Genomic DNA, 19,097 nt, shown 5'->3' on the forward strand with positions numbered 1-19,097 from the left:
TCTGCTTAGCCCAGCACCACGTTGGCGGCGCTCTCGGGCAGATCCTCACCGAAGGCGCGCTGGTAGAACTCGGCCACCACCGAGCGCTCGAGCTCGTCGCACTTGTTGAGGAAGGTCAGACGGAACGCCATGCCGATATTGCCGAAAATCTCGGCATTTTCGGCCCAGGTGATGACGGTACGCGGGCTCATCACGGTCGACAGATCGCCATTGATGAAGGCCGAGCGCGTCATGTCGGCGACGCGCACCATCTTGTTGACGATGTCCTTGCCCTTGCCGTCGCGATAGTGCTTGGCCTTGGCCAGCACGATGTTCACCTCATTATCGTGCGGCAGGTAGTTCAGCGTGGTGACGATCGACCAGCGGTCCATCTGCGCCTGGTTGATCTGCTGGGTGCCGTGATAGAGGCCGGTTGTGTCGCCGAGGCCGACCGTGTTGGCGGTCGAAAACAGCCGGAACGCCGGATGCGGGCGAATGACCCGGCTCTGGTCGAGCAGCGTCAGGCGGCCAGACGATTCCAGCACGCGCTGGATGACGAACATCACGTCCGGACGGCCGGCGTCATACTCGTCGAAGCAGAGCGCGACATTATGCTGGTAGGCCCAGGGCAGGATGCCGTCGCGAAATTCGGTGATCTGCAGCCCGTCCTTGACGACGATGGCGTCCTTGCCGACGAGGTCGATACGGCTGACATGGCTGTCGAGGTTGACGCGCACGCAGGGCCAGTTGAGGCGGGCGGCGACCTGTTCGATATGCGTCGACTTGCCGGTGCCGTGATAGCCCGACACCATGACGCGGCGGTTGTAGGCAAAGCCGGCGAGGATCGCCAGCGTCGTCGCCTTGTCGAACAGATAGTCCGGATCGATGTCCGGCACATGTTCGCTGGTCACCGAATAGGCCGGCACCACCATCTTGGAGTCGAAGCCGAATTTGTCCTTCACCGAGACCGTCGTGTCGGGCAAATTGGCGATGTCGCGATCGACCTTGTTCATCTCTATCCACGTCTCCACAGGCGAAATGCCTGATTTCGCCGGCAATCGATTTTGTCCGGGGGCGGTCTTAGAGCCTTTTCCACCCTTATGAAAGTTGGAAAACGACACGAACCGTTGGGTCGCTCAGCACAAACCCGCCTGCTTGAGCACGCGATAGGCCTGCAGCACATCGCGGAACCGGTCTTCCGAACCTCTGTCGCCGCCATTCGCATCCGGATGGTGGCGCTTCACAAGTTCCTTATAGCGCGCCTTAATGTCCTTGCCAGTCGCCTTTGTATCAAGGCCAAGCGTTTCCAGCGCCTTGGCCTCAAGCGGCTTGGCCTTTCGTTCACGCGCCTCGCGCGGGTCTTTCGGCCCTTTGAACAGATCGAAAGGGTCGCGCATGCGGTTGTAATAACCGGCGCGGCCGGAGCGCATCTGCGCCATATCTGGCGAAGAGCGGGTCGAGGCGCCGGCGAGGCCCATCTTCCATGTCGGCCGGTGGCCCGTCATCGCTTCCTTCTGGAAGCGGGCGATCTCGGTGTCCGGGACGCCGGAGAAGTAATTGAAACCCTTGTTGTATTCACGCACATGGTCGAAGCAGAACTGGAAATACTCGCCTTCCTTCATGCGACCGACCGGCGCACGATGGGTGCCGGCCTCCTTGCAGCCGTCCCACTGGCAGATCGGCGAGCGTGACTTCAGCTCCGCATCCTTTTCGGGACGGATCCGAATCTTCTCGAAATATTTGGGGTACGGTTTCATCTCACCCATTTATGGGCTGTTCGCACTCGCGAAACAAGAATTGACATTTTCGCGATGATCGCCCTAACCGCTGAATCGCGGCATAAAGCAGGGCGAATGGCGATTTTTGAGGCGGCCCGGCGAGATCGATCCCGATTTCCTGATCACGCCTTGCAGATATGGTGAAGGGAAGTGGCGATGTCCATACAGGCGACCATGGAAGACAAGCTGAACAAGGCGTTTTCGCCGGAGCGGCTGGTGATCGTCAATGAAAGCCACCTCCACGCCGGTCACCACCACCACGGCTCGGACCATCACGGCGCCTATGACGGCACCGGCGAGACGCATTTTCGCGTCCGCATCGTCTCGCCGGTCTTTGCCGGCATGAGCCGTATCGACCGCCACCGCGCCGTCAACGAATTGCTGGCGGCGGAGCTGAAGGCCGGCGTCCATGCGCTCGCCATCGAACCGGCCGCACCCGGCGAAAAGACCCGCTGGTAAGTCACTCAGATCACCGCTTCGATCAGGAACGGTCCGGGGCGCGACAATGCGCTGTCGAGCAGCGCGTCGAAGCGCTCGCACGTATCGGCGCGGGCCGCTTCCACGCCCATCCCCTTGGCCAGCGCAACCCAGTCCAGCACCGGATGGTCGAGATCGAGCATGCGCCTGGCGTTCTCTCCGATCGAATTCACGCCGAGATTCTTCATCTCGCCATGCAGGATGGCGTAGGTCCGGTTGGAAAAGACGATCGTGACCACGTCGAGCTTTTCCCGGGCCTGCGTCCATAGGCCCTGCACCGTGTACATGCCGCTACCATCGGCTTCGAGATTGATCACCTTGCGATCCGGGCAGGCGATCGCCGCGCCTGTTGCCATCGGAATGCCGCCGCCGATCGATCCGCCCGTACCCATCATATAATCGTGCGGGGCAGCAAAGGCCGACAGCGCGAAGAACCGCCGTGCCGAGGTGACCGCTTCGTCGCAGACGATCGCATTCGCAGGCAGCTTGCGCGCCACCGAAAGAGCGATCGCGTCGTCCGTCAATCTGCCGCTTGGCGTCGGCTCGTCGGGAAAGGCCGTTGCGACGGTGAATTCGTTCGTCGACTTGATGCCGAGCTCGTCGGCCAACGCCTCCAGCGCCGCTTTCAAATCCTCCCCATGCGCCGCCAGGGAGAGTACCTGGCAATCGTCTCGGACCAGCCGTCCCGGCTTGCCCGGATAGGCGAAGAAGGCCACCGGCTCCTTCGCGCCGACCAGCACCAGCACGTCGACATCCCGGAGCGTGGCTGTCGCCGCATCGACCGGATAGGGGATGCGCGTCGGCGCGAACCGTCCGCGCCCGCGCTGCATCCGGGCGATCAGAACCTCGCTGAACAGGCGGACATCGCCGGCCGCCGAGATTCGACCCGCGATCTCAAGCGCATCGGCCCGCGCTGCACGCCCGCGCACCACCATGCCAATACGGCCCGGACGGGCGCGGATCGCTTCGGCGACTGCGCGCACGGCTTCCATGTCGACGGCTGGGGGCGGCGCCAGTTTCACCTTGCCAGGTGAAAGCGCGTCAACCTCGCCCCAGGCGGCATCTGCCGGCAGGATCAGGGTCGTGACACCAGGCGGCGTCAGCGAGGCGCGATAGGCGGCCTCCGCTGCCGGGGCGATATCGGCCGGACCTTTGACGCGGCCAACCCAGTTCGACATCGGCGCTGCCAGGCCCTCTATGTCGCTGGTCAGCGGCGCGTCGAGCGGCAGATGGTAGGAGGCGTGATCGCCGACAATGTTGATCATCGGGCTGCGCGCACGCCTTGCATTGTGCATGTTGGCAAGGCCATTGGCCAAGCCCGGCCCGGTATGCAGCAGAGTCGCCGCGGGACGATCGGTCATGCGCGCATAGCCGTCGGCGGCACCCGTTGCCACGCCCTCGAACAGGCCGAGCACGCACCGCATCTCAGGCTTGCGATCCAGCGCGGCAACGAAATGCATTTCGGACGTGCCGGGATTGGCGAAACAGACCGTGACGTCATTGGCCAGGAGCACGTCACACAGCAGGTCGGCGCCATTCATGAAATTCTCTCCAGTTGGCGTCACAAAGCAGACGGTCGAAAAGTGCAATAGCACCTGCAAGTGCCGGCACGGCAATATCCCGCCGGCGCTTTTGGTCTGATCCAGGACGCCTCGGCGGGTGGGCGATCAGGCGACCGTCGATTTCAGGAATGCCAGCGTGGCGGCCGTCAACGCATCGCCGTCCTCGCCAAAGTCATGGTTGATCGACATATGCGTGTAGGCGCTGCCGTCGAACAGTGTCACCGCAGTGCCGGTGGCGCGCAGGCGCTCGGCAAAGGCCGTCGATTGCTCGTCGCGGCCATCGGCGCGTGAATAGGCGATGAAGGTCGGTGGATGCTTGCGCCCGTCGATATAGCTCGCCGGCGACAGAGCCGCCCATTGCGAAGGATCGGAAAAGACGCGGGCATAAGCGCGGACCATGCCGCCGCTTTTTTCGAGTGCCGCAAGATCATAGGCCCTGGTATCGTCGAGGATCAACCCGGCAACACCGGGCAGCCCGCCGCGCATGCCGGTCAGGGCGATCAGGTGGCAGCCGGCCGAATGGCCCATGCCGACGATGCGGTTGGGGTCACCGCCATGCCGGGCGATGTTGGCCCTGACATAGGCATAGGCCTTTTCGACGTCGCCCGCCTGGGTGGCGACATCGGCCTCGGGCAGCATGCGATAGTCGATGGAGACGAAGCAGAAGCCGTTGGCAAGCAGGAAGGCCGGCTTGGCGCCGACCTGGCTGCGCTTGCCGAACCGCCAGGCGCCGCCATGAACGAAAAGCACCACCGGCAGGTTGTTCGCACCGGCGGGAGCGTAGATGTCGAGCTTGGCCGGTCCATAGTCGAACGTTTGCGGTTCTGGCTGGCGTAGCCGCAAGGCAGCCGACGCGCCGACCGGCAGCATCGCTGCCAGCGACGCGAATATCAGACTTCGCCGGTCCATCATCGCCCTCTCCTGGTCTGCCGCTACAGTGCATCGCAGTAGCGGGCACGTCCAGTTATCGATTGGCAAACAAGCCGACCGCGCGCACACTGATCTTGGCTGTTGATTCGGGTGGGCACACTGGTTCACAACGAGATGCGCGACGCGCCGCTTCTTTGCGGCCACGAGGAGTGGCGCTCTCAAAGCTATGTGATCCCAGCCGGTTAATTGAGTTTGCCGGGAACAAACAACGCTTGCCGGCAGTTGAAGGAGCGATGAGCCGATTGGCAGCCTATCGGCTCCGAGGCAAGGCATCATGCGCGAGAACCAATCAGACGTCTTCGATCTGTTTTCGGAGATCTATGCGAACGCGGCTCAGGAAGAGATAAGCCTTCAGCAATATCTGCTAGCCTGCCGTGAGGACAAATCCATGTATGCCTCGGCCCCCGAGCGAATGGTCGAGGCGATAGGCGAGCCGAACCTGGTCGATACCAGCAAGGATGAGCGGCTGGGCCGCATTTTCTCCAACCGCACGATCAAGATCTACCCCTCCTTCTCCGACTTCTACGGAATGGAGGATACGATCGAACGTATCGCCGGATATTTCCGCTATGCCTCGCAGGGGTTGGAGGAACGCAAACAGATCCTCTATCTGCTTGGCCCTGTCGGCGGCGGCAAATCCTCGCTCGCGGAGCGGCTGAAGAAGCTGATGGAGCAGCGGCCAATCTACACGCTGAAGGTCGGCAACCAGATCAGCCCGGTCTTCGAATCTCCGCTCGGCCTTTTCAACCCCGACCGCATGGGCGATCTGCTGGAAGACAAATACGGCATAGCCCGACGCCGCCTGAACGGACTTATTTCGCCCTGGGCGGCCAAGCGCCTCGACGAATTGGCCGGCGACATCTCCAAATTCAGTGTCGTCAAGCTGTTGCCGTCGCGGCTGCGCCAGATCTCCATCGCCAAGACCGAGCCCGGCGACGAGAACAATCAGGACGTCTCGGCACTGGTCGGCAAGGTCGACATCAGGCAATTGGAGAACTTCAGCCAGTCCGACCCGGATGCCTATTCCTACAGCGGCGGCTTGAACCGGACCACGCAGGGGCTGCTTGAGTTCGTCGAGATGTTCAAGGCGCCCATCAAGGTCCTGCATCCGTTGCTGACGGCAACCCAGGAAGGCAGTTACAACGGCACCGAGAATTTCGGTGCCTTCCCTTACCAGGGCATCGTCGTCGCCCATTCCAATGAATCGGAATGGCAGCAGTTCAAGAACAACAAAAACAATGAGGCCTTCCTCGACCGCATCCTGGTGGTCAAGGTTCCCTATTGCCTGCGCATCACCGAGGAAAGGCAGATCTACGAGAAGCTGCTGCGCGAGAGCGAGCTGGCGAGCAGTCCCTGCGCGCCCGAGGTGCTGGACATTCTCAGCCGCTTCACCGTTTCGACCCGCCTGGCCGAGCACGAGAACTCACCGCTCTACACCAAGATGCGCGCCTATGACGGCGAGAATCTCAAGGAAGTCGACCCCAAGGCCAAATCGGTCCAGGAATATCGCGACGCCGCCGGCGTCGACGAGGGCATGACCGGAGTTAGCACACGTTTCGCCTTCAAGATCCTGTCGCAGACGTTCAACTACGACACCAAGGAGGTGGCGGCCGATCCGGTGCATCTGATGTACATCCTCGAGGAGGCGATCAAACGCGAGCAGTTCCCGAAGGCAACGGAAGCCGCTTATCTCGAATTCATCAAGTCGGAACTCGCGGCCCGCTATGCCGAGTTCATCGGTCACGAGATCCAGAAGGCCTATCTGGAATCCTATAGCGAGTACGGCCAGAACCTCTTCGACCGTTACATCGCTTACGCCGATGCCTGGATCGAGGATCAGGACTACAAGGACCCCGATACGGGGCAGATCCTCAACCGCGAGGTCCTGGAGAAGGAATTGTCCCAGGTCGAAAAGCCGGCTGGCATCGCCAATCCCAAGGACTTCCGCAACGAAGTCGTCAAATTCACCTTGCGAGCCCGGGCTCGCAACGACGGTCGCAATCCCTCCTGGACGAGTTATGAAAAGCTGCGCGAGGTCATCGAGAAGCGCATGTTCGGCCAGGTCGAAGACCTGCTGCCGGTGATCAGCTTCGGCTCCAAGCAGGACAACGTCACCGAGAAGCGGCACAATGAGTTCGTGCAACGCATGGTGGAGCGCGGCTACACTGAACGGCAGGTGCGCCGGCTGGTCGACTGGTACATGCGCGTGAACAAGGCGGGTTGAGCAAGCCTGGACGGTTCCATGCCGATCTTCATCGACCGCCGTCTGAACCCGAAGGACAAGAGCCTTGGCAATCGCCAACGCTTCCTGAAGCGTGCGCGCGAAGAACTCAAGCGCAGCATCCGCGACCGCGTCCGCGCCGGTGGCATCGCCGATCTGGATCGCGACCATGCCGTGCCGATCCCACGCAAAGGCACTGGCGAGCCGACCTTCAGCGACGCCAAGGATAGCGGCCGGCGCCAGCACATCCTGCCGGGCAACAAGTCGTTCAATACCGGTGACCTGGTCCCAAAGCCAAGCGGCGGAGGAGGCGCAGGCGCTTCGGCTCCCGGAACCACGGAATCCGAAGACGATTTCCGCTTCGTGCTGTCGCGCGAGGAGGTGCTGGATCTATTCTTCGAAGACCTCGAATTGCCCGATCTGGTCAAGCTCAGCCTCAAGCAAATCCTCAGCTTCAAGCCGAAGCGGGCGGGTTTCGCGGCCAGCGGAGCGCCGACCAACATCAATGTCGGACGCACGATGCGAAACAGCCACGGGCGACGCATCGCGCTGAGGCGTCCGAAACGGGCGGAGGTGGAAGCCCTGGCCCGGCAGATCGCCGAACTGGAAGCAAAGCAGACAAATCCCAAGACGCATGAGCGCATCGTCGCCCTGCGCGCGGAGCTCGATCGGCTGGAGCGCCGGCGCCGGCGGATCGCCTATGTCGATCCGGTCGACATTCGCTTCAACCGCTTCGACCCCCAGCCGAGACCGAATGCCAGCGCCGTCATGTTCTGCCTTATGGACGTGTCCGGATCGATGGGCGAGCGGGAAAAGGATTTGGCCAAGCGCTTCTTCGTCTTGCTGCATCTGTTCCTGACGCGGCGCTATGAGCGCACGGAGATCGTTTTCATCCGCCACACGCACGAGGCCAAGGAGGTGGACGAGCACACATTTTTCTATCATACGCAGAGCGGCGGCACCGTCGTTTCCACGGCGCTCGAGGAGATGCACCGCATTATCGAAGAGCGCTATCCGGCCTCTGAGTGGAACATTTACGCCGCCCAGGCCTCCGACGGCGACAACTTTGCCACCGACTCCGAGCGCTGCATTGAGCTGCTCGACCGCAGGCTCATGCGGCTTTGCCAGTATTTCGCCTATGTCGAGATCATCGACGAACGGGAAAGCCACATTTTCGGTTCGACCGAGAACGGAACGTCGCTCTGGCGCGCCTACAACGCCGTCGATCAGAAATGGCCGAGCTTCCAGATGCGGCGCATCGCCGCTCCGGCCGATATCTATCCGGTGTTCCGCGAACTCTTCGCCAGACAACCCTATCTGCGCAAGAGCGCTTGAGGACATCGCCGATGGCCAGCCAGGCGCGCAAATCCGCACTGCTGTTTTCCGGATCGGACTGGGATTTCGCGAAACTGTCGCGAGTATATGACGAAATCGAGGCGATTGCCGTCGAAGAGCTCCGACTCGATATCTATCCCGTGCAGATGGAGGTCATTTCGTCCGAACAGATGCTCGACGCCTATTCGTCCGTCGGCATGCCACTGATGTATCGCCATTGGTCGTTCGGCAAGCATTTCATCTATGACGAGCTTCTCTACCGCAAGGGGGCGCGCGGCCTGGCCTACGAGATCGTCATCAACTCCAATCCCTGCATCGTCTATCTCATGGAAGAAAACACCATGGCGCTGCAGGCGCTGGTAACTGCCCATGCAGCATTTGGCCACAACCACTTCTTCAAGAACAATCATCTCTTCCGCCAATGGACGGATGCCGGCGGCATCCTGAGCTACCTGAATTTCGCCAAGGGCTACATCGCCCGGTGCGAGGAGCGGCATGGGCTGGCCGCGGTTGAGTCGATCCTCGATGCCGCCCACGCTCTGATGGAGCAAGGCGTGTTCCGCTACCATCGGCCGCCGAAACTGTCCTCCGAGCGGCAGCGCGAAGGACTGCGCGAGCGCCTCGAATATGAGGAGCGATCGTTCAACGATCTCTGGCGCACGCTGCCGCCGTCGCAGGGAAAGAACAAGCCTGAAGCGAGGGACGAGGTCCTGGCGGAGCGCAAGAAGTCGCTCAACCTGCCCGAGGAGAACCTGCTCTATTTTCTCGAGAAGAACAGTCTGGTGCTCGAGCCCTGGCAGCGTGAGATCGTCAGGATCGTGCGCGTCGTCGCGCAATATTTCTACCCGCAGCGGCAGACCCAGGTGATGAACGAAGGCTGCGCCACTTTCGTGCACTACACTTTGATGAACACGCTCTTCGATCGGGGCCGCATCAGCGAAGGCGCCATGCTGGAAATCCTGCGCAACCACTCCAATGTCATCTTCCAGCCGGCCTATGACGATCCACGTTTCTCCGGCATCAATCCCTATGCGCTGGGTCTCGACATGATGCAGGATATCCAGCGCATCTCAACCGAACCGACGGCCGAAGACCGCGACTGGTTCCCTGACATCGCCGGTCGCGGCGACTGGCGCGACACCCTGCTCGATGCCTGGGCCAATCATCGCGACGAATCCTTCATCCACCAGTATCTCAGCCCGGCGCTGATCCGAAAATGGCGGCTCTTCTTGCTGGCCGATGGTGCCGACGAGCCGCATTACCAAGTCGCCTCGATCCACAATGAGCGTGGCTATCGCAGGATACGATCCGCGCTGGCTCACAGTTACGAGATTGGCGCGAAAAGGCCCGACATTGAAGTGGTGGACGTCGACCTCTTGGGCGATCGGCACCTGCGACTGCAGCACAATGTCAAGAATGGCATCCTGCTCGATGGCGAAAGCCGCGACGCGACGCTGCGCCACATCAGGCGCCTCTGGGGCTACGACGTCAGTCTGGCGGCAATCGATGCCGAGACCGGCGCGATGCTCAGCGAGCGCTCGACAAAAGAGCTTTGAGGTGGGCTGATCTTAGAGCAATTCCAGGAAAGTGCGTAGCGGTTTTCCGTCCGGAATTTGCGCAAAAACAAAGAGATAGAGCGGTTGGCCTTTCCGTGAAACGGCGAGACGCTCTAGCCATCGCCGGCCGGCCTGATCCTCAACCGCGCAATCCGGTTCTTGTCGCGCTTCATCACCACGAAGCGCTTGCCGTGGAAGGTAAAGGCCTGCTTCTCCTCGGGGATAGACTGCGTCTCGTGGATGACCAGGCCGGCAATGGTGGTGGCTTCCTCGTCCGGCAGGTTCCAGTCGAGCGCCCGGTTGAGATCGCGGATCGGCACGGTGCCATCGACGACGACGGAGCCGTCGGCTTCCTGCTTGACGCCCTGGATGTCGACATCGTGCTCGTCGGCGATCTCGCCGACAATCTCCTCGATGATATCCTCCAGCGTCACCAGCCCTTCGACCTCGCCATATTCGTCGACGACGATGGCAAAATGCGCCTTGGCGCGCAGGAAGGCGTTGAGCTGTTCCTGCAAGGTCGTGGTGTCGGGCACGAACCACGGCTTCGACGCGATCTTCATCACGTCGATTTTGGTAAAGTCGTTGCCGACCTCGTTCAGCGCCCGCAGCAGGTCCTTGGCATGCAGCACGCCGACAATGTTGTCGAGCGAGCCCTTCCACAGCGGCATGCGGGTATGCGGGCTCTGCAGGATCTCGCGCACCACAGCTTCCGGCACATTGTCGGCATTGACCGAGCGCATATTGGTGCGGTGGACCATGATGTCGGAGACTTCGAGCTCGGCGAGATCGAACAGGCCGCCGACGCGGTCGCGTTCCTCGCGCACCATCTGGCCGTCGCGGCGGAAATCGTCGACCGCGCCGCGCAACTCGTCCTGGGTCGAACGCTGCGGCTCGATGCGCGACAGTTCGTAGCCGAACATGGCAAGCAGGCGCGTGCGCACGGCAATGAAAAACAGGATGAGGATGGCGAGGACGGCGACGACGATCCAGCCAATGTCCATCTCAGCCGGCCTTCCTGTTGTCCGGATGATTTTCCCTGAGGAATGACAGCACTTCCGACGCCGGCACATCCTTGGCGATGAAGGCCTGGCCGATACCGCGCGTCAGGATGAAGGTCAGCGCGCCGCGCGACACTTTCTTGTCCTGGGTGATGAAGCCGAGCAGCGCCTCCGCGTCGGGTAATTCGCCAGGGATGTCGGACATCCGCCAGGGCAGGCCGACGGCGCGCAGGTGCGCTTCGACCCGCGCCGCGTCATCGGGGCTCGCCAGATTGAGCCGTGCGGAAAAACGGTGCGCCAGCGCCATGCCGATGGCGACGCCTTCGCCATGGACAAGACGAGCGCCGTCATACTTTGTGGCCCCCTCCAGCGCATGGCCGAATGTATGGCCGAGATTGAGCAGCGCGCGGTCGCCGGTTTCAAACTCGTCGCGGGCGACGACATCGGCCTTGGCACGGCAGGCCTCGGCAATTGCCTCCGCCCTCTCCGCACCGCCGGCGAATACTTTTGTCCAGTTCTCTTCCAGCCATGCGAAAAACGCCGGCCGGTCGATCAGCCCGTATTTGGCAAGCTCGGCATAGCCGGCGCGGAATTCACGGACCGGCAGCGTGTCGAGCACTTCGGTGTCGGCCAGCACCAGTTTCGGCTGGTGGAAGACACCGACCAGATTCTTGCCACGCGCGCTGTTGATGCCGGTCTTGCCGCCGACCGAGGAATCGACCTGCGCCAGCAGCGACGTGGGGATCTGCACGAAATTCATGCCGCGCCGAACGATGCCGGAGGCAAAGCCGGTGAGGTCGCCGATGACCCCGCCGCCGAGCGCGATGACGACGTCGCCGCGCTCCAGTTTCGCGGCCAGGACGCCGTCGACCACCTCTTCGAGATGGGAAAAGCTCTTGGTCTTTTCGCCGGCCGGCAAGGTGATGACGGCAGGCTGGATGCCGCCTGTTTCCAGACCGGCCTTAAGCGCGTCGAGATGTGCCGCCGCGACATTGTCATCGGTGACCACCGCCGCCCTCGTGCCGGGCAGGCGGCGCGATATCTCGGCCCCGGCACGCCTCAAAAGGCCGGGGCCGATCAGAATGTCATAGGCGCGCTCGCCAAGGCCGACCTCGACAATGACAGGCTCGCTCATGGTCGCACCTCGCCCGGCGCCGTGGTGGCCGGAATGCCGAAATGCCCGCACAATGCGTCGACGACCTCGGTCGCAATGACTTCCTTGCGGTCGTCGCGGGTCGGCACGGTGACGTTTGACGTGGCATAGACCGGATAGCGCTCGCCCATCAGCCGCTCCAGCACGGCGCGCGGATCGGGGCTTTTGAGCAAGGGCCGGTTCTGCTTCTTGGAGACGCGCTCCATCAACAGATCGAGCTCGGCCTTCAGCCACACCGAGACGCCATGCGACGCGATCGCGTCGCGCGTCTGCGCATTCATGAAGGCGCCGCCGCCGGTCGACAGCACCTGCGGGCCGTGTTCCAGGAGGCGCAGGATGACGCGCTGCTCGAGCGCCCGGAATTCGGTCTCGCCATAGCGTTCGAACAGCTCCGGCACGGTCATGCGCGACACGCTTTCGATCTCCTGGTCGCTGTCGATGAACGGCAGCGACAGCATGGCCGCCACCTTGCGGCCGATCGCTGTCTTGCCGGCGCCCATCAGGCCGACAAAGACAATCGAGCGACTGCCCAGCCTGTCGAGCAGCGCGGCATGGCTCTCGCCAGGAGGAGTTGGTGGTAACACGTTCATGAGACCATGCTGTTTCTAAGCCGTCTTTGCCGGCGTATCGACATCAAAAGCCCGTTTGCGTCAAGCATCGCGCCCTGAGCAGGTCTCGGAAAGTGCAGTGGTTTTCCCGCATGGACCTGCGTTGGACAAAACCCTTCGTCCTTGAATTGCCCGGATTGGCGTCCCATAAGGACACAGGGTTTGGAATCGCAGACAAGAAGACGGGCGAAAATTGATGCCGACACTGTTCCGCTTTGTCGTGACGATGATGATTCTTGCCGGCATTGCCTATGGTACGATGGTCGCGCTGGCGATGTTCGTCGAGCCGAAAAAGGCGGAAATCACCGTGCGCATTCCGCCGGAAAAGCTGAACCCCAAGAAAAACTGACCCAAAGCAGGCTGATTTCAGAAAATGAACAGCGCGGCTCGTATCGAAGCCTTCCTCGAAATGATGAGCGCCGAACGCGGTGCCGCCGAAAACACGCTCTCTTCCTATCGCCGCGATCTCGAAGATGCCTCGCAGCAAATTGGCGGCGGGCTTGCGGGTGCCGCCGCGGCCGACATCCGCGCCTATCTCGACGACATCGCCGCGCGTGGCTTTGCGCCGACCTCGCAGGCGCGCAAACTGTCGGCGATCCGCCAGTTCTTCAAGTTCCTCTACGCCGAGGGCCTGCGCAGCGACGACCCGACCGGCACGCTGGACAGCCCGAAGAAGGGCCGGCCGCTGCCCAAGACGATGAGCGAGGCCGATACCGGCCGGCTGCTCGACCGTGCGGCGCTTGAGGCAGGCGATGGCGTTGATGGCGACCGGCTGGCGGCATTGCGCCTGCACGCGCTGGTCGAGGTGCTCTATGCCACCGGCCTGCGTGTGTCCGAACTGGTCGGCCTGCCGGTGACCGTCGCCCAGCGCGACGACCGCTTTTTCATGGTGCGCGGCAAGGGCGACAAGGAGCGCATGGTGCCGCTGTCGGCCAAGGCCCGCGAGGCCATGCGGGCCTGGCTCACGGCACGGGCCACGGTGCCGGCTTTCGCCGACAGCCCGTTCCTGTTTCCGGCCGCCGGCGACAGCGGCTTTCTCTCCCGGCAGGTCTTTGCCCGCGACCTCAAGGGCCTTGCCGCACGGGCAGGCATATCGGCCGCGAAAATATCGCCGCACGTGTTGCGCCACGCTTTTGCCAGCCATCTCCTGCAGAACGGCGCCGATCTCAGGGCGGTGCAGCAGCTGCTCGGCCACGCCGATATCTCGACCACGCAGATTTACACGCATGTGCTGGAAGAGCGGCTGGTGCGGCTGGTCAACGATCATCATCCGCTTGCCGACTAGGCCTCATGTCGCTATGTGAAGGCACGTTCCACCGCGCGGAGCCGCCACTTCCCGGGTCCCGCCAAGTCTTTGCCTTCCGACGCATCGGTCCGCTCAAGAATGTACAATTACCTCGATTTCGAAAAGCCGGTGCAGGACCTTGAACTCAAGATCCTCGAGTTGAAGAAGCTTGCCGAGAACGGCGAGGCGGTCGATGTCGGCGACGAAATCAGCCGGCTCGAGAAGCGCGTGCGCGACGCGCTGCGCGACATCTACAAGGCATTGACGCCGTGGCAGAAGGTGCAGGTGGCGCGCCACACCGACAGGCCGCATTGCCTCGACTACATCAAGGGCCTGTTCAACGATTTCACGCCGCTCGCCGGCGACCGCAATTTCGGCGAGGACCAGGCGATCATCGGCGGCTTCGCCCGCTTCCGCGGTGAACCGGTGGCCGTCATCGGCCAGGAAAAGGGCTCGGATACGGCGAGCCGGCTCAAGCACAATTTCGGTTCGGTGCGGCCTGAAGGCTACCGCAAGGCGGTGCGGCTGATGGAGCTTGCCGACCGCTTCAATATCCCGCTTCTGACGCTGGTCGACACCGCCGGCGCCTATCCCGGCGTCGGTGCCGAGGAACGCGGCCAGGCCGAAGCCATCGCCCGTTCGACCTCGGCCTGCCTCGGCCTCAAAGTGCCGTCGATCTCGGTGGTCATCGGCGAAGGCGGCTCGGGCGGCGCCATTGCGATCGCCACCGCCAACCGCGTCTACATGCTGGAACACGCCATCTATTCGGTGATCTCGCCGGAGGGCGCCGCCTCGATCCTGTGGCGCGACACCACGCGTTCGAAGGATGCGGCGACCAATATGAAAATCACCGCCCAGGATCTTCTGGAAATGAAGATCATCGACGCCATCATTCCCGAGCCGCTCGGCGGCGCCCAGCGCGCGCCTGAAACGGTGATCGCCGCCACCGGCGACCTCATCGCCAAGACGATGAAGGATTTTGCCGGCGCCAACACCGATTTCCGCGAGCAGCGCCGGGAAAAATACCTGGCGATGGGCCGCAGCCTCTAATTCTGGCTATCGCGTGCCGCAATGTGGCGTTAGGGAGCAATTTCGCCACAAAAATGCCGCTGCATTCGGTTCAATGAAAACTCCGTGAGACGGAACGAAATTGCCGTGGGGGAAGCTGCCCGGAGCTTGCGGTAAGGAATTTTCAAGGTTAACGGGCTTAGGGTTCGTGAAGGTTTAGTGTGGTGGCGCTGCGGCTGCGATGCTCCGGGCGCCCCGAGAAAAAAGACATAGCCGTAACCATGTTCGCCAAGCTTGCCCGCACCGGAATCCTGATCGCCGCCCTTGGCGTCGCCAGCTGCAACGATTCCTCGATGAAGGATTTCGCGCCGGAGGCCAACAAGCCGCTGCCGGACAAGATCCTCGCCGACATGAAGGCCAAGGGCATGGTCCGCACCTCGTCGGTGATGGCCCGCATCTTCAAGGAAGAAGGCAAGCTCGAGATCTGGAAGGCCAAGACCACCGGCCGCTACGAGATGGTCGCCAGCTACGACATTTGCAAATGGTCGGGCAAGCTCGGCCCGAAATACACCGAGGGCGACCGCCAGGCGCCGGAAGGGTTCTACACGGTTCGCCCGTCGCAGATGAACCCGCGCTCGAACTATCACCTGTCCTTCAACATCGGCTATCCGAACGCCTATGACCGCGCCAATGGCCGCACCGGCGCCAATCTGATGGTGCACGGCGCCTGCTCGTCGTCGGGCTGCTATTCGATGACCGATCCGCAGATCGAGCAGATCTATGCTTTCGGCCGCGACGCCTTCCAGGGCGGTCAGACCGAATTCCAGATCCAGGCCTTTCCGTTCCGCATGACCGCCGCCAACATGGCGCGCTACCGCAACGACCCGAACTACGAGTTCTGGAAGATGCTGAAGGTCGGATACGACAATTTCGAGATCACCAAGGTGCCGCCGAAGGTCGATGTCTGCGAGAAGCGCTATGTCTTCAACCAGGTGGCGCCTGAGGGCACCACTTTCGATCCGACCGGCGCCTGCCCTGCGACCACGCAGCCGGATTCGCTGAAGAGCGCCTACAACGCCTATCAGAGCAGCTATGACGCGGCCTTCACCGGCGCGGTCAAGGCCAGCGTGCCGGCGCCCAAGCCGACCATTGCCGGCATCAAGGAAGCCAGCATCGTTTCCGACTGGTCGAAGCGCCGCGCCCGCGGCGAGCGCGTGCCGATCGATCCGCCGTCACTGAATTCCGACGGCACGGTGACCGAGACGGCGCGCATGGGCCGCATCGATTCCCCGGCCGGCCGCAAGATGGCGGCGCTCGACGCCGAGAAGGAAGCCAAGCGCAAGGCCGAGGAACAGCGGGTTGCGGCCATCGAGGCTGCGAAAGCCGCCAAGGCCCAGGCACTGGCTGAAAAGGAAGCGGCCAAGGCCCAGGCGATAGCCGAAAAGGAAGCAGCCAAGCAGGCTGCCCAGCAGCCGGTCGCCACCGCGAGCGTCGAGGCAGCACCCGCCGAGCCGCCAACCGACGAAAGCCGGCTGTCAAAGATCAAGAACAAGCTGCTCGGCATGTTCGGCGGCTGAGCGCTTGGCCAAACGCGCTTCCGTCTATGATCTCAAGGGGCTGAACTGCCCCCTGCCCGTTCTTAAAGCGAAAAAACGCCTGGCGACGATGCAGCCGGGCAGCCGGCTGTGGCTGGAGACCACCGACCCGTTGGCGGTCATCGACATCCCCGCCTTTTGCGCCGACGCCGGCCACCAGCTGGTTGAAACAGCGGCCGTTTCCGGCGGCCATCGCTTTCTGGTCGAGCGTGGCGCGTAGCGCCTCGGAAACGCCCTTCCCGTTGTCTTGACGCAATTCCGGACGGAAAACCGCTCACACTTTTCCTTGGAACTGCTTAACCCCCGGCAATCGCCAGCGGATTGCTCTCCAGCGCCGCGCGATCCGGCGTGTCGATCGACGGACGGTTGGTGAAGGCGGCAAACAGCCGCCGCACATAGTCTTCCGGCATGTCGAGCGTGATCAGCACCAGCCTGGTGCCGCGCTGGCCGTCCGGCCAGGCCGGCAGCCGCACCGGTGGATGCAGGATCTTCTGCACGCCGTGGACGACCAGCGGCCGCGATGGATCTTCCGCAAGCTCGATGACGCCCTTCATCCGCAAAAGCTTGTCGCCATGCGCGGAGCGCAACAGGTCGAGAAACATCTCGATCGCCGAAAACGGCACCGGCCCGTTGTGGACCAGCGAATAGGAGCGCACACGGGAATCGTGGCGGTGCTCGTGCTCATGGTCGCCGTGATCGTGATCGCCATGGTGATGGTGGTGATCATGCGCGGCTTCTTCGCCGAGCCAGCGCCGGACGTCGGCGGATTTGGTCGCCGGATTGTAAAGGCCACAATCGAACAGCGCCGCGACGCCGGTTCGGCTGTCGCCGACTTCCAGCACCTTGGCGCCCGGATTGAGCTGATGGAGCCGCGCCCGCAAAGCGTCCACATCGCCGGGATCGCCGGCCAGATCGGCCTTGGTCAGCACGATGCGGTCGGCGACCGCCACCTGCTTGACGGCTTCGACATGGCCATCGAGCGTTGCATTGCCGTTGACGGCGTCGACCAGTGTAATGACGCCGTCGAGCCTGAACGCCTGGACAAGGGCGGGATGCGCCATGATGGACTGCAGCACCGGCGCCGGATCGGCGAGCCCCGTGGTCTCGACGACGACACGGGCCAGCTTTGCGATGCGGCCGGTCTGCAGCCGGTCGACGAGGTCGGCCAGCGTGTCGACCAGTTCGCCGCGCACCGTGCAGCAAAGGCAACCGTCGGACAGCTGGATGATGCCGTCCGAGGCCTGCTCGACCAGCAGATGGTCAATCGCCACCTCGCCGAACTCGTTGATGATGACGGCGGTATCGACAAGAGCCGGGTCTTTGAGCAGCCGGTTGAGCAAAGTCGTCTTGCCGGCGCCGAGGAAGCCGGTAAGCACCGTGACGGGTATCGGAAAGCCCGCCATCTCCCTAGTTCGCGGCCTTGACCGGCTGGTCGCCTTGCAGCGCGGTTGCCGAGCCTACCACGACCGGTTCCGAACCCTTTGGCGCCGGGATGTCGGGCCGCCAGTTCGGCAACGGTACATCGGCATAGTCCTGGCCGCCCTGGTCTAGCATCGCCTTCGGCGCCGGCCCGGTGGCGCCGCCAAGGCCGACGGCAACCAGCGTCGGCACATGGTCGAGCTTCTCCCGATAGGGCGATTTTGGTGCGGCCGCGGCATCCTTCGCGGCGACCGGCGGCGCTGCCTCGGACTGCTCTTCGGGTGCCTTCTTCTTGCAGATCTCGTCATGCATGTCGTTGGGCGACATGGTATCGCCGTAGGAAGGCATGGCCGCGACCGTGAGCCAGTTCGGATCCGCCATGGCAAAGCCCTGGTCGAGCAGCCTGGCAGCGGTCTCGGCGCGGCTGATCGCCGATTTTTCGCCAAGCACGACGGCGACCAAGGTACGGCCGTTGCGTGTCGCCGAGCCGATCATGTTGAAGCCCGAGGGGCAGACGAACCCGGTTTTCATGCCGTCGGCGCCGGGATAGCGCCCGATCAGGAGATTGTAGTTGGAGATCGCCTTCTTGCCGACGGCAAGGCCTTCGATCGAGAACCAGGGCGCATATTGCGGGAATTCCTTGCGGATCGCCATCACCAGCAAGGCGAGGTCACGCGCCGTCGTATACTGCTCCGGCGAAAACAGCCCGTTCGGGTTGACGAAATGCGTTCCTGTCATGCCGAGCCGCGCGGCTTCGGCGTTCATGCGGATGGCGAAGCCGGCCTGAGAGCCGCCGATGTTTTCGCCGACGGCCATTGCGATGTCGTTGGCCGATTTGACCAGCATCATCTTCAGCGCATTGTCGAGCCGCATCACCGAGCCCGGCTTGAAACCCATCTTGCTTGGCGGTTCGCCGGCGGAATGCTTGGTCACCTTGATCGGCGAATCGAGCTGGACCTCGCCGGCGGCAATCGCCCGGAAGGCGACATAGGCGGTCATCAGCTTGCTCAGCGAAGCCGGATACCAGCGGCTGAAGGCGTCCTGATGCTGCAGGACCTTGCCGCTGTTCAGATCGAACAGGACAATCGGATTGGCCGAAGCCGGCCCGGCCAGCATCGGCAGCGCCAAGGCGCCCGTTAGCAGTAATTTGAGGATATGGCTGTGCCGCATCATGGAATCCGAAATCGCCT

At 62.7% G+C, this 19,097-nt stretch carries 18 protein-coding genes; 9 read left to right on the forward strand and 9 right to left on the reverse strand.

Translation table 11 applies throughout. The annotated features are described in order from the left end of the window. Positions 1-5 precede the first annotated feature (5 nt). Both cobS and ACWGTI_RS06025 read right to left on the reverse strand, forming a co-directional pair. Positions 6-992 carry a cobaltochelatase subunit CobS gene (cobS, locus tag ACWGTI_RS06020; RefSeq protein ID WP_023763848.1) on the reverse strand — a complete coding sequence of 329 codons (987 nt, stop codon included), beginning with the start codon at positions 990-992 and terminating at the stop codon, positions 6-8. A gap of 123 nt (positions 993-1,115) precedes the next feature. Continuing rightward, a complete protein-coding gene (locus tag ACWGTI_RS06025; RefSeq protein ID WP_142866468.1) occupies positions 1,116-1,745 on the reverse strand; it encodes a J domain-containing protein in 630 nt (209 codons plus the stop codon). Positions 1,746-1,913: 168 nt separating this feature from the next. On the opposite strand from ACWGTI_RS06025, the gene ACWGTI_RS06030 reads away from it, so the two are divergent. Then, positions 1,914-2,216: a BolA family protein gene (locus ACWGTI_RS06030; protein ID WP_192258319.1), complete on the forward strand. Its 303-nt coding sequence runs from the start codon at positions 1,914-1,916 to the stop codon at positions 2,214-2,216. Between the two features lie 5 nt (positions 2,217-2,221). Here the strand turns inward: ACWGTI_RS06030 and ACWGTI_RS06035 are convergent, their stop codons facing one another. Both ACWGTI_RS06035 and ACWGTI_RS06040 read right to left on the reverse strand, forming a co-directional pair. Further along, complete coding sequence (locus ACWGTI_RS06035; protein WP_454586233.1) at positions 2,222-3,775, reverse strand: acetolactate synthase large subunit; 1,554 nt, start codon at positions 3,773-3,775, stop codon at positions 2,222-2,224. 126 nt (positions 3,776-3,901) lie between these two features. Next, on the reverse strand, positions 3,902-4,708 hold the full coding sequence (locus ACWGTI_RS06040) for an alpha/beta hydrolase (RefSeq protein ID WP_454586234.1): 807 nt from the start codon (positions 4,706-4,708) through the stop codon (positions 3,902-3,904). Positions 4,709-5,000: 292 nt separating this feature from the next. On the opposite strand from ACWGTI_RS06040, the gene ACWGTI_RS06045 reads away from it, so the two are divergent. Genes ACWGTI_RS06045 through ACWGTI_RS06055 form a run of 3 tightly spaced genes read left to right on the forward strand, consistent with a single transcriptional unit; the run spans position 5,001 to position 9,838 of the window. Then, the gene (locus ACWGTI_RS06045; protein ID WP_454573195.1) at positions 5,001-6,950 is read left to right on the forward strand and encodes a PrkA family serine protein kinase; all 1,950 of its coding nucleotides are present in this window, start codon (positions 5,001-5,003) and stop codon (positions 6,948-6,950) included. An 18-nt stretch (positions 6,951-6,968) separates the two neighbouring features. Continuing rightward, positions 6,969-8,282, forward strand: a complete 1,314-nt coding sequence (locus tag ACWGTI_RS06050) for a YeaH/YhbH family protein (protein WP_454586235.1) — start codon at positions 6,969-6,971, stop codon at positions 8,280-8,282. Between the two features lie 11 nt (positions 8,283-8,293). Further along, a complete protein-coding gene (locus tag ACWGTI_RS06055) occupies positions 8,294-9,838 on the forward strand; it encodes a SpoVR family protein (RefSeq protein ID WP_454586236.1) in 1,545 nt (514 codons plus the stop codon). 113 nt (positions 9,839-9,951) lie between these two features. On the opposite strand, the gene ACWGTI_RS06060 is transcribed toward ACWGTI_RS06055, so the two are convergent. From ACWGTI_RS06060 to ACWGTI_RS06070, 3 genes are read right to left on the reverse strand one after another with little or no spacing between them, the layout of a single operon-like run. Beyond that, positions 9,952-10,842, reverse strand: a complete 891-nt coding sequence (locus ACWGTI_RS06060) for an HlyC/CorC family transporter (RefSeq protein WP_454586237.1) — start codon at positions 10,840-10,842, stop codon at positions 9,952-9,954. A gap of 1 nt (position 10,843) precedes the next feature. After that, positions 10,844-11,974, reverse strand: a complete 1,131-nt coding sequence (aroB, locus tag ACWGTI_RS06065; RefSeq protein WP_454586238.1) for a 3-dehydroquinate synthase — start codon at positions 11,972-11,974, stop codon at positions 10,844-10,846. Then, a complete protein-coding gene (locus ACWGTI_RS06070; RefSeq protein WP_454586239.1) occupies positions 11,971-12,582 on the reverse strand; it encodes a shikimate kinase in 612 nt (203 codons plus the stop codon). Before ACWGTI_RS06070 ends, aroB begins: the two co-directional genes overlap by 4 nt. A 214-nt stretch (positions 12,583-12,796) precedes the next feature. Here ACWGTI_RS06070 and ACWGTI_RS06075 point away from each other — a divergent pair, with 214 nt between their 5' ends. The 5 genes from ACWGTI_RS06075 (at position 12,797) to ACWGTI_RS06095 (ending at position 16,708) form a co-directional block, all read left to right on the forward strand. After that, the gene (locus ACWGTI_RS06075; protein WP_023670666.1) at positions 12,797-12,949 is read left to right on the forward strand and encodes a hypothetical protein; all 153 of its coding nucleotides are present in this window, start codon (positions 12,797-12,799) and stop codon (positions 12,947-12,949) included. Between the two features lie 24 nt (positions 12,950-12,973). Then, entirely contained in the window at positions 12,974-13,885 is a 912-nt protein-coding gene (locus tag ACWGTI_RS06080) for a site-specific tyrosine recombinase XerD (RefSeq protein ID WP_454586240.1), read from the forward strand. Between the two features lie 99 nt (positions 13,886-13,984). Continuing rightward, positions 13,985-14,935, forward strand: coding sequence for an acetyl-CoA carboxylase carboxyltransferase subunit alpha (locus ACWGTI_RS06085; protein ID WP_454573188.1), 951 nt, complete (start codon positions 13,985-13,987; stop codon positions 14,933-14,935). Between the two features lie 239 nt (positions 14,936-15,174). Continuing rightward, complete coding sequence (locus ACWGTI_RS06090; RefSeq protein ID WP_454586241.1) at positions 15,175-16,470, forward strand: L,D-transpeptidase family protein; 1,296 nt, start codon at positions 15,175-15,177, stop codon at positions 16,468-16,470. A 4-nt stretch (positions 16,471-16,474) separates the two neighbouring features. Beyond that, positions 16,475-16,708, forward strand: a complete 234-nt coding sequence (locus ACWGTI_RS06095; protein WP_454586242.1) for a sulfurtransferase TusA family protein — start codon at positions 16,475-16,477, stop codon at positions 16,706-16,708. Positions 16,709-16,784: 76 nt separating this feature from the next. Here ACWGTI_RS06095 and ACWGTI_RS06100 read toward each other — a convergent pair whose 3' ends face one another. Then, positions 16,785-17,891, reverse strand: a complete 1,107-nt coding sequence (locus ACWGTI_RS06100) for a CobW family GTP-binding protein (RefSeq protein ID WP_454586243.1) — start codon at positions 17,889-17,891, stop codon at positions 16,785-16,787. A 4-nt stretch (positions 17,892-17,895) separates the two neighbouring features. Then, positions 17,896-19,077, reverse strand: a complete 1,182-nt coding sequence (locus ACWGTI_RS06105) for a D-alanyl-D-alanine carboxypeptidase family protein (protein WP_454586487.1) — start codon at positions 19,075-19,077, stop codon at positions 17,896-17,898. Positions 19,078-19,097: the final 20 nt, after the last annotated feature.

The organism is Mesorhizobium sp. ArgA1, assembly GCF_053714375.1.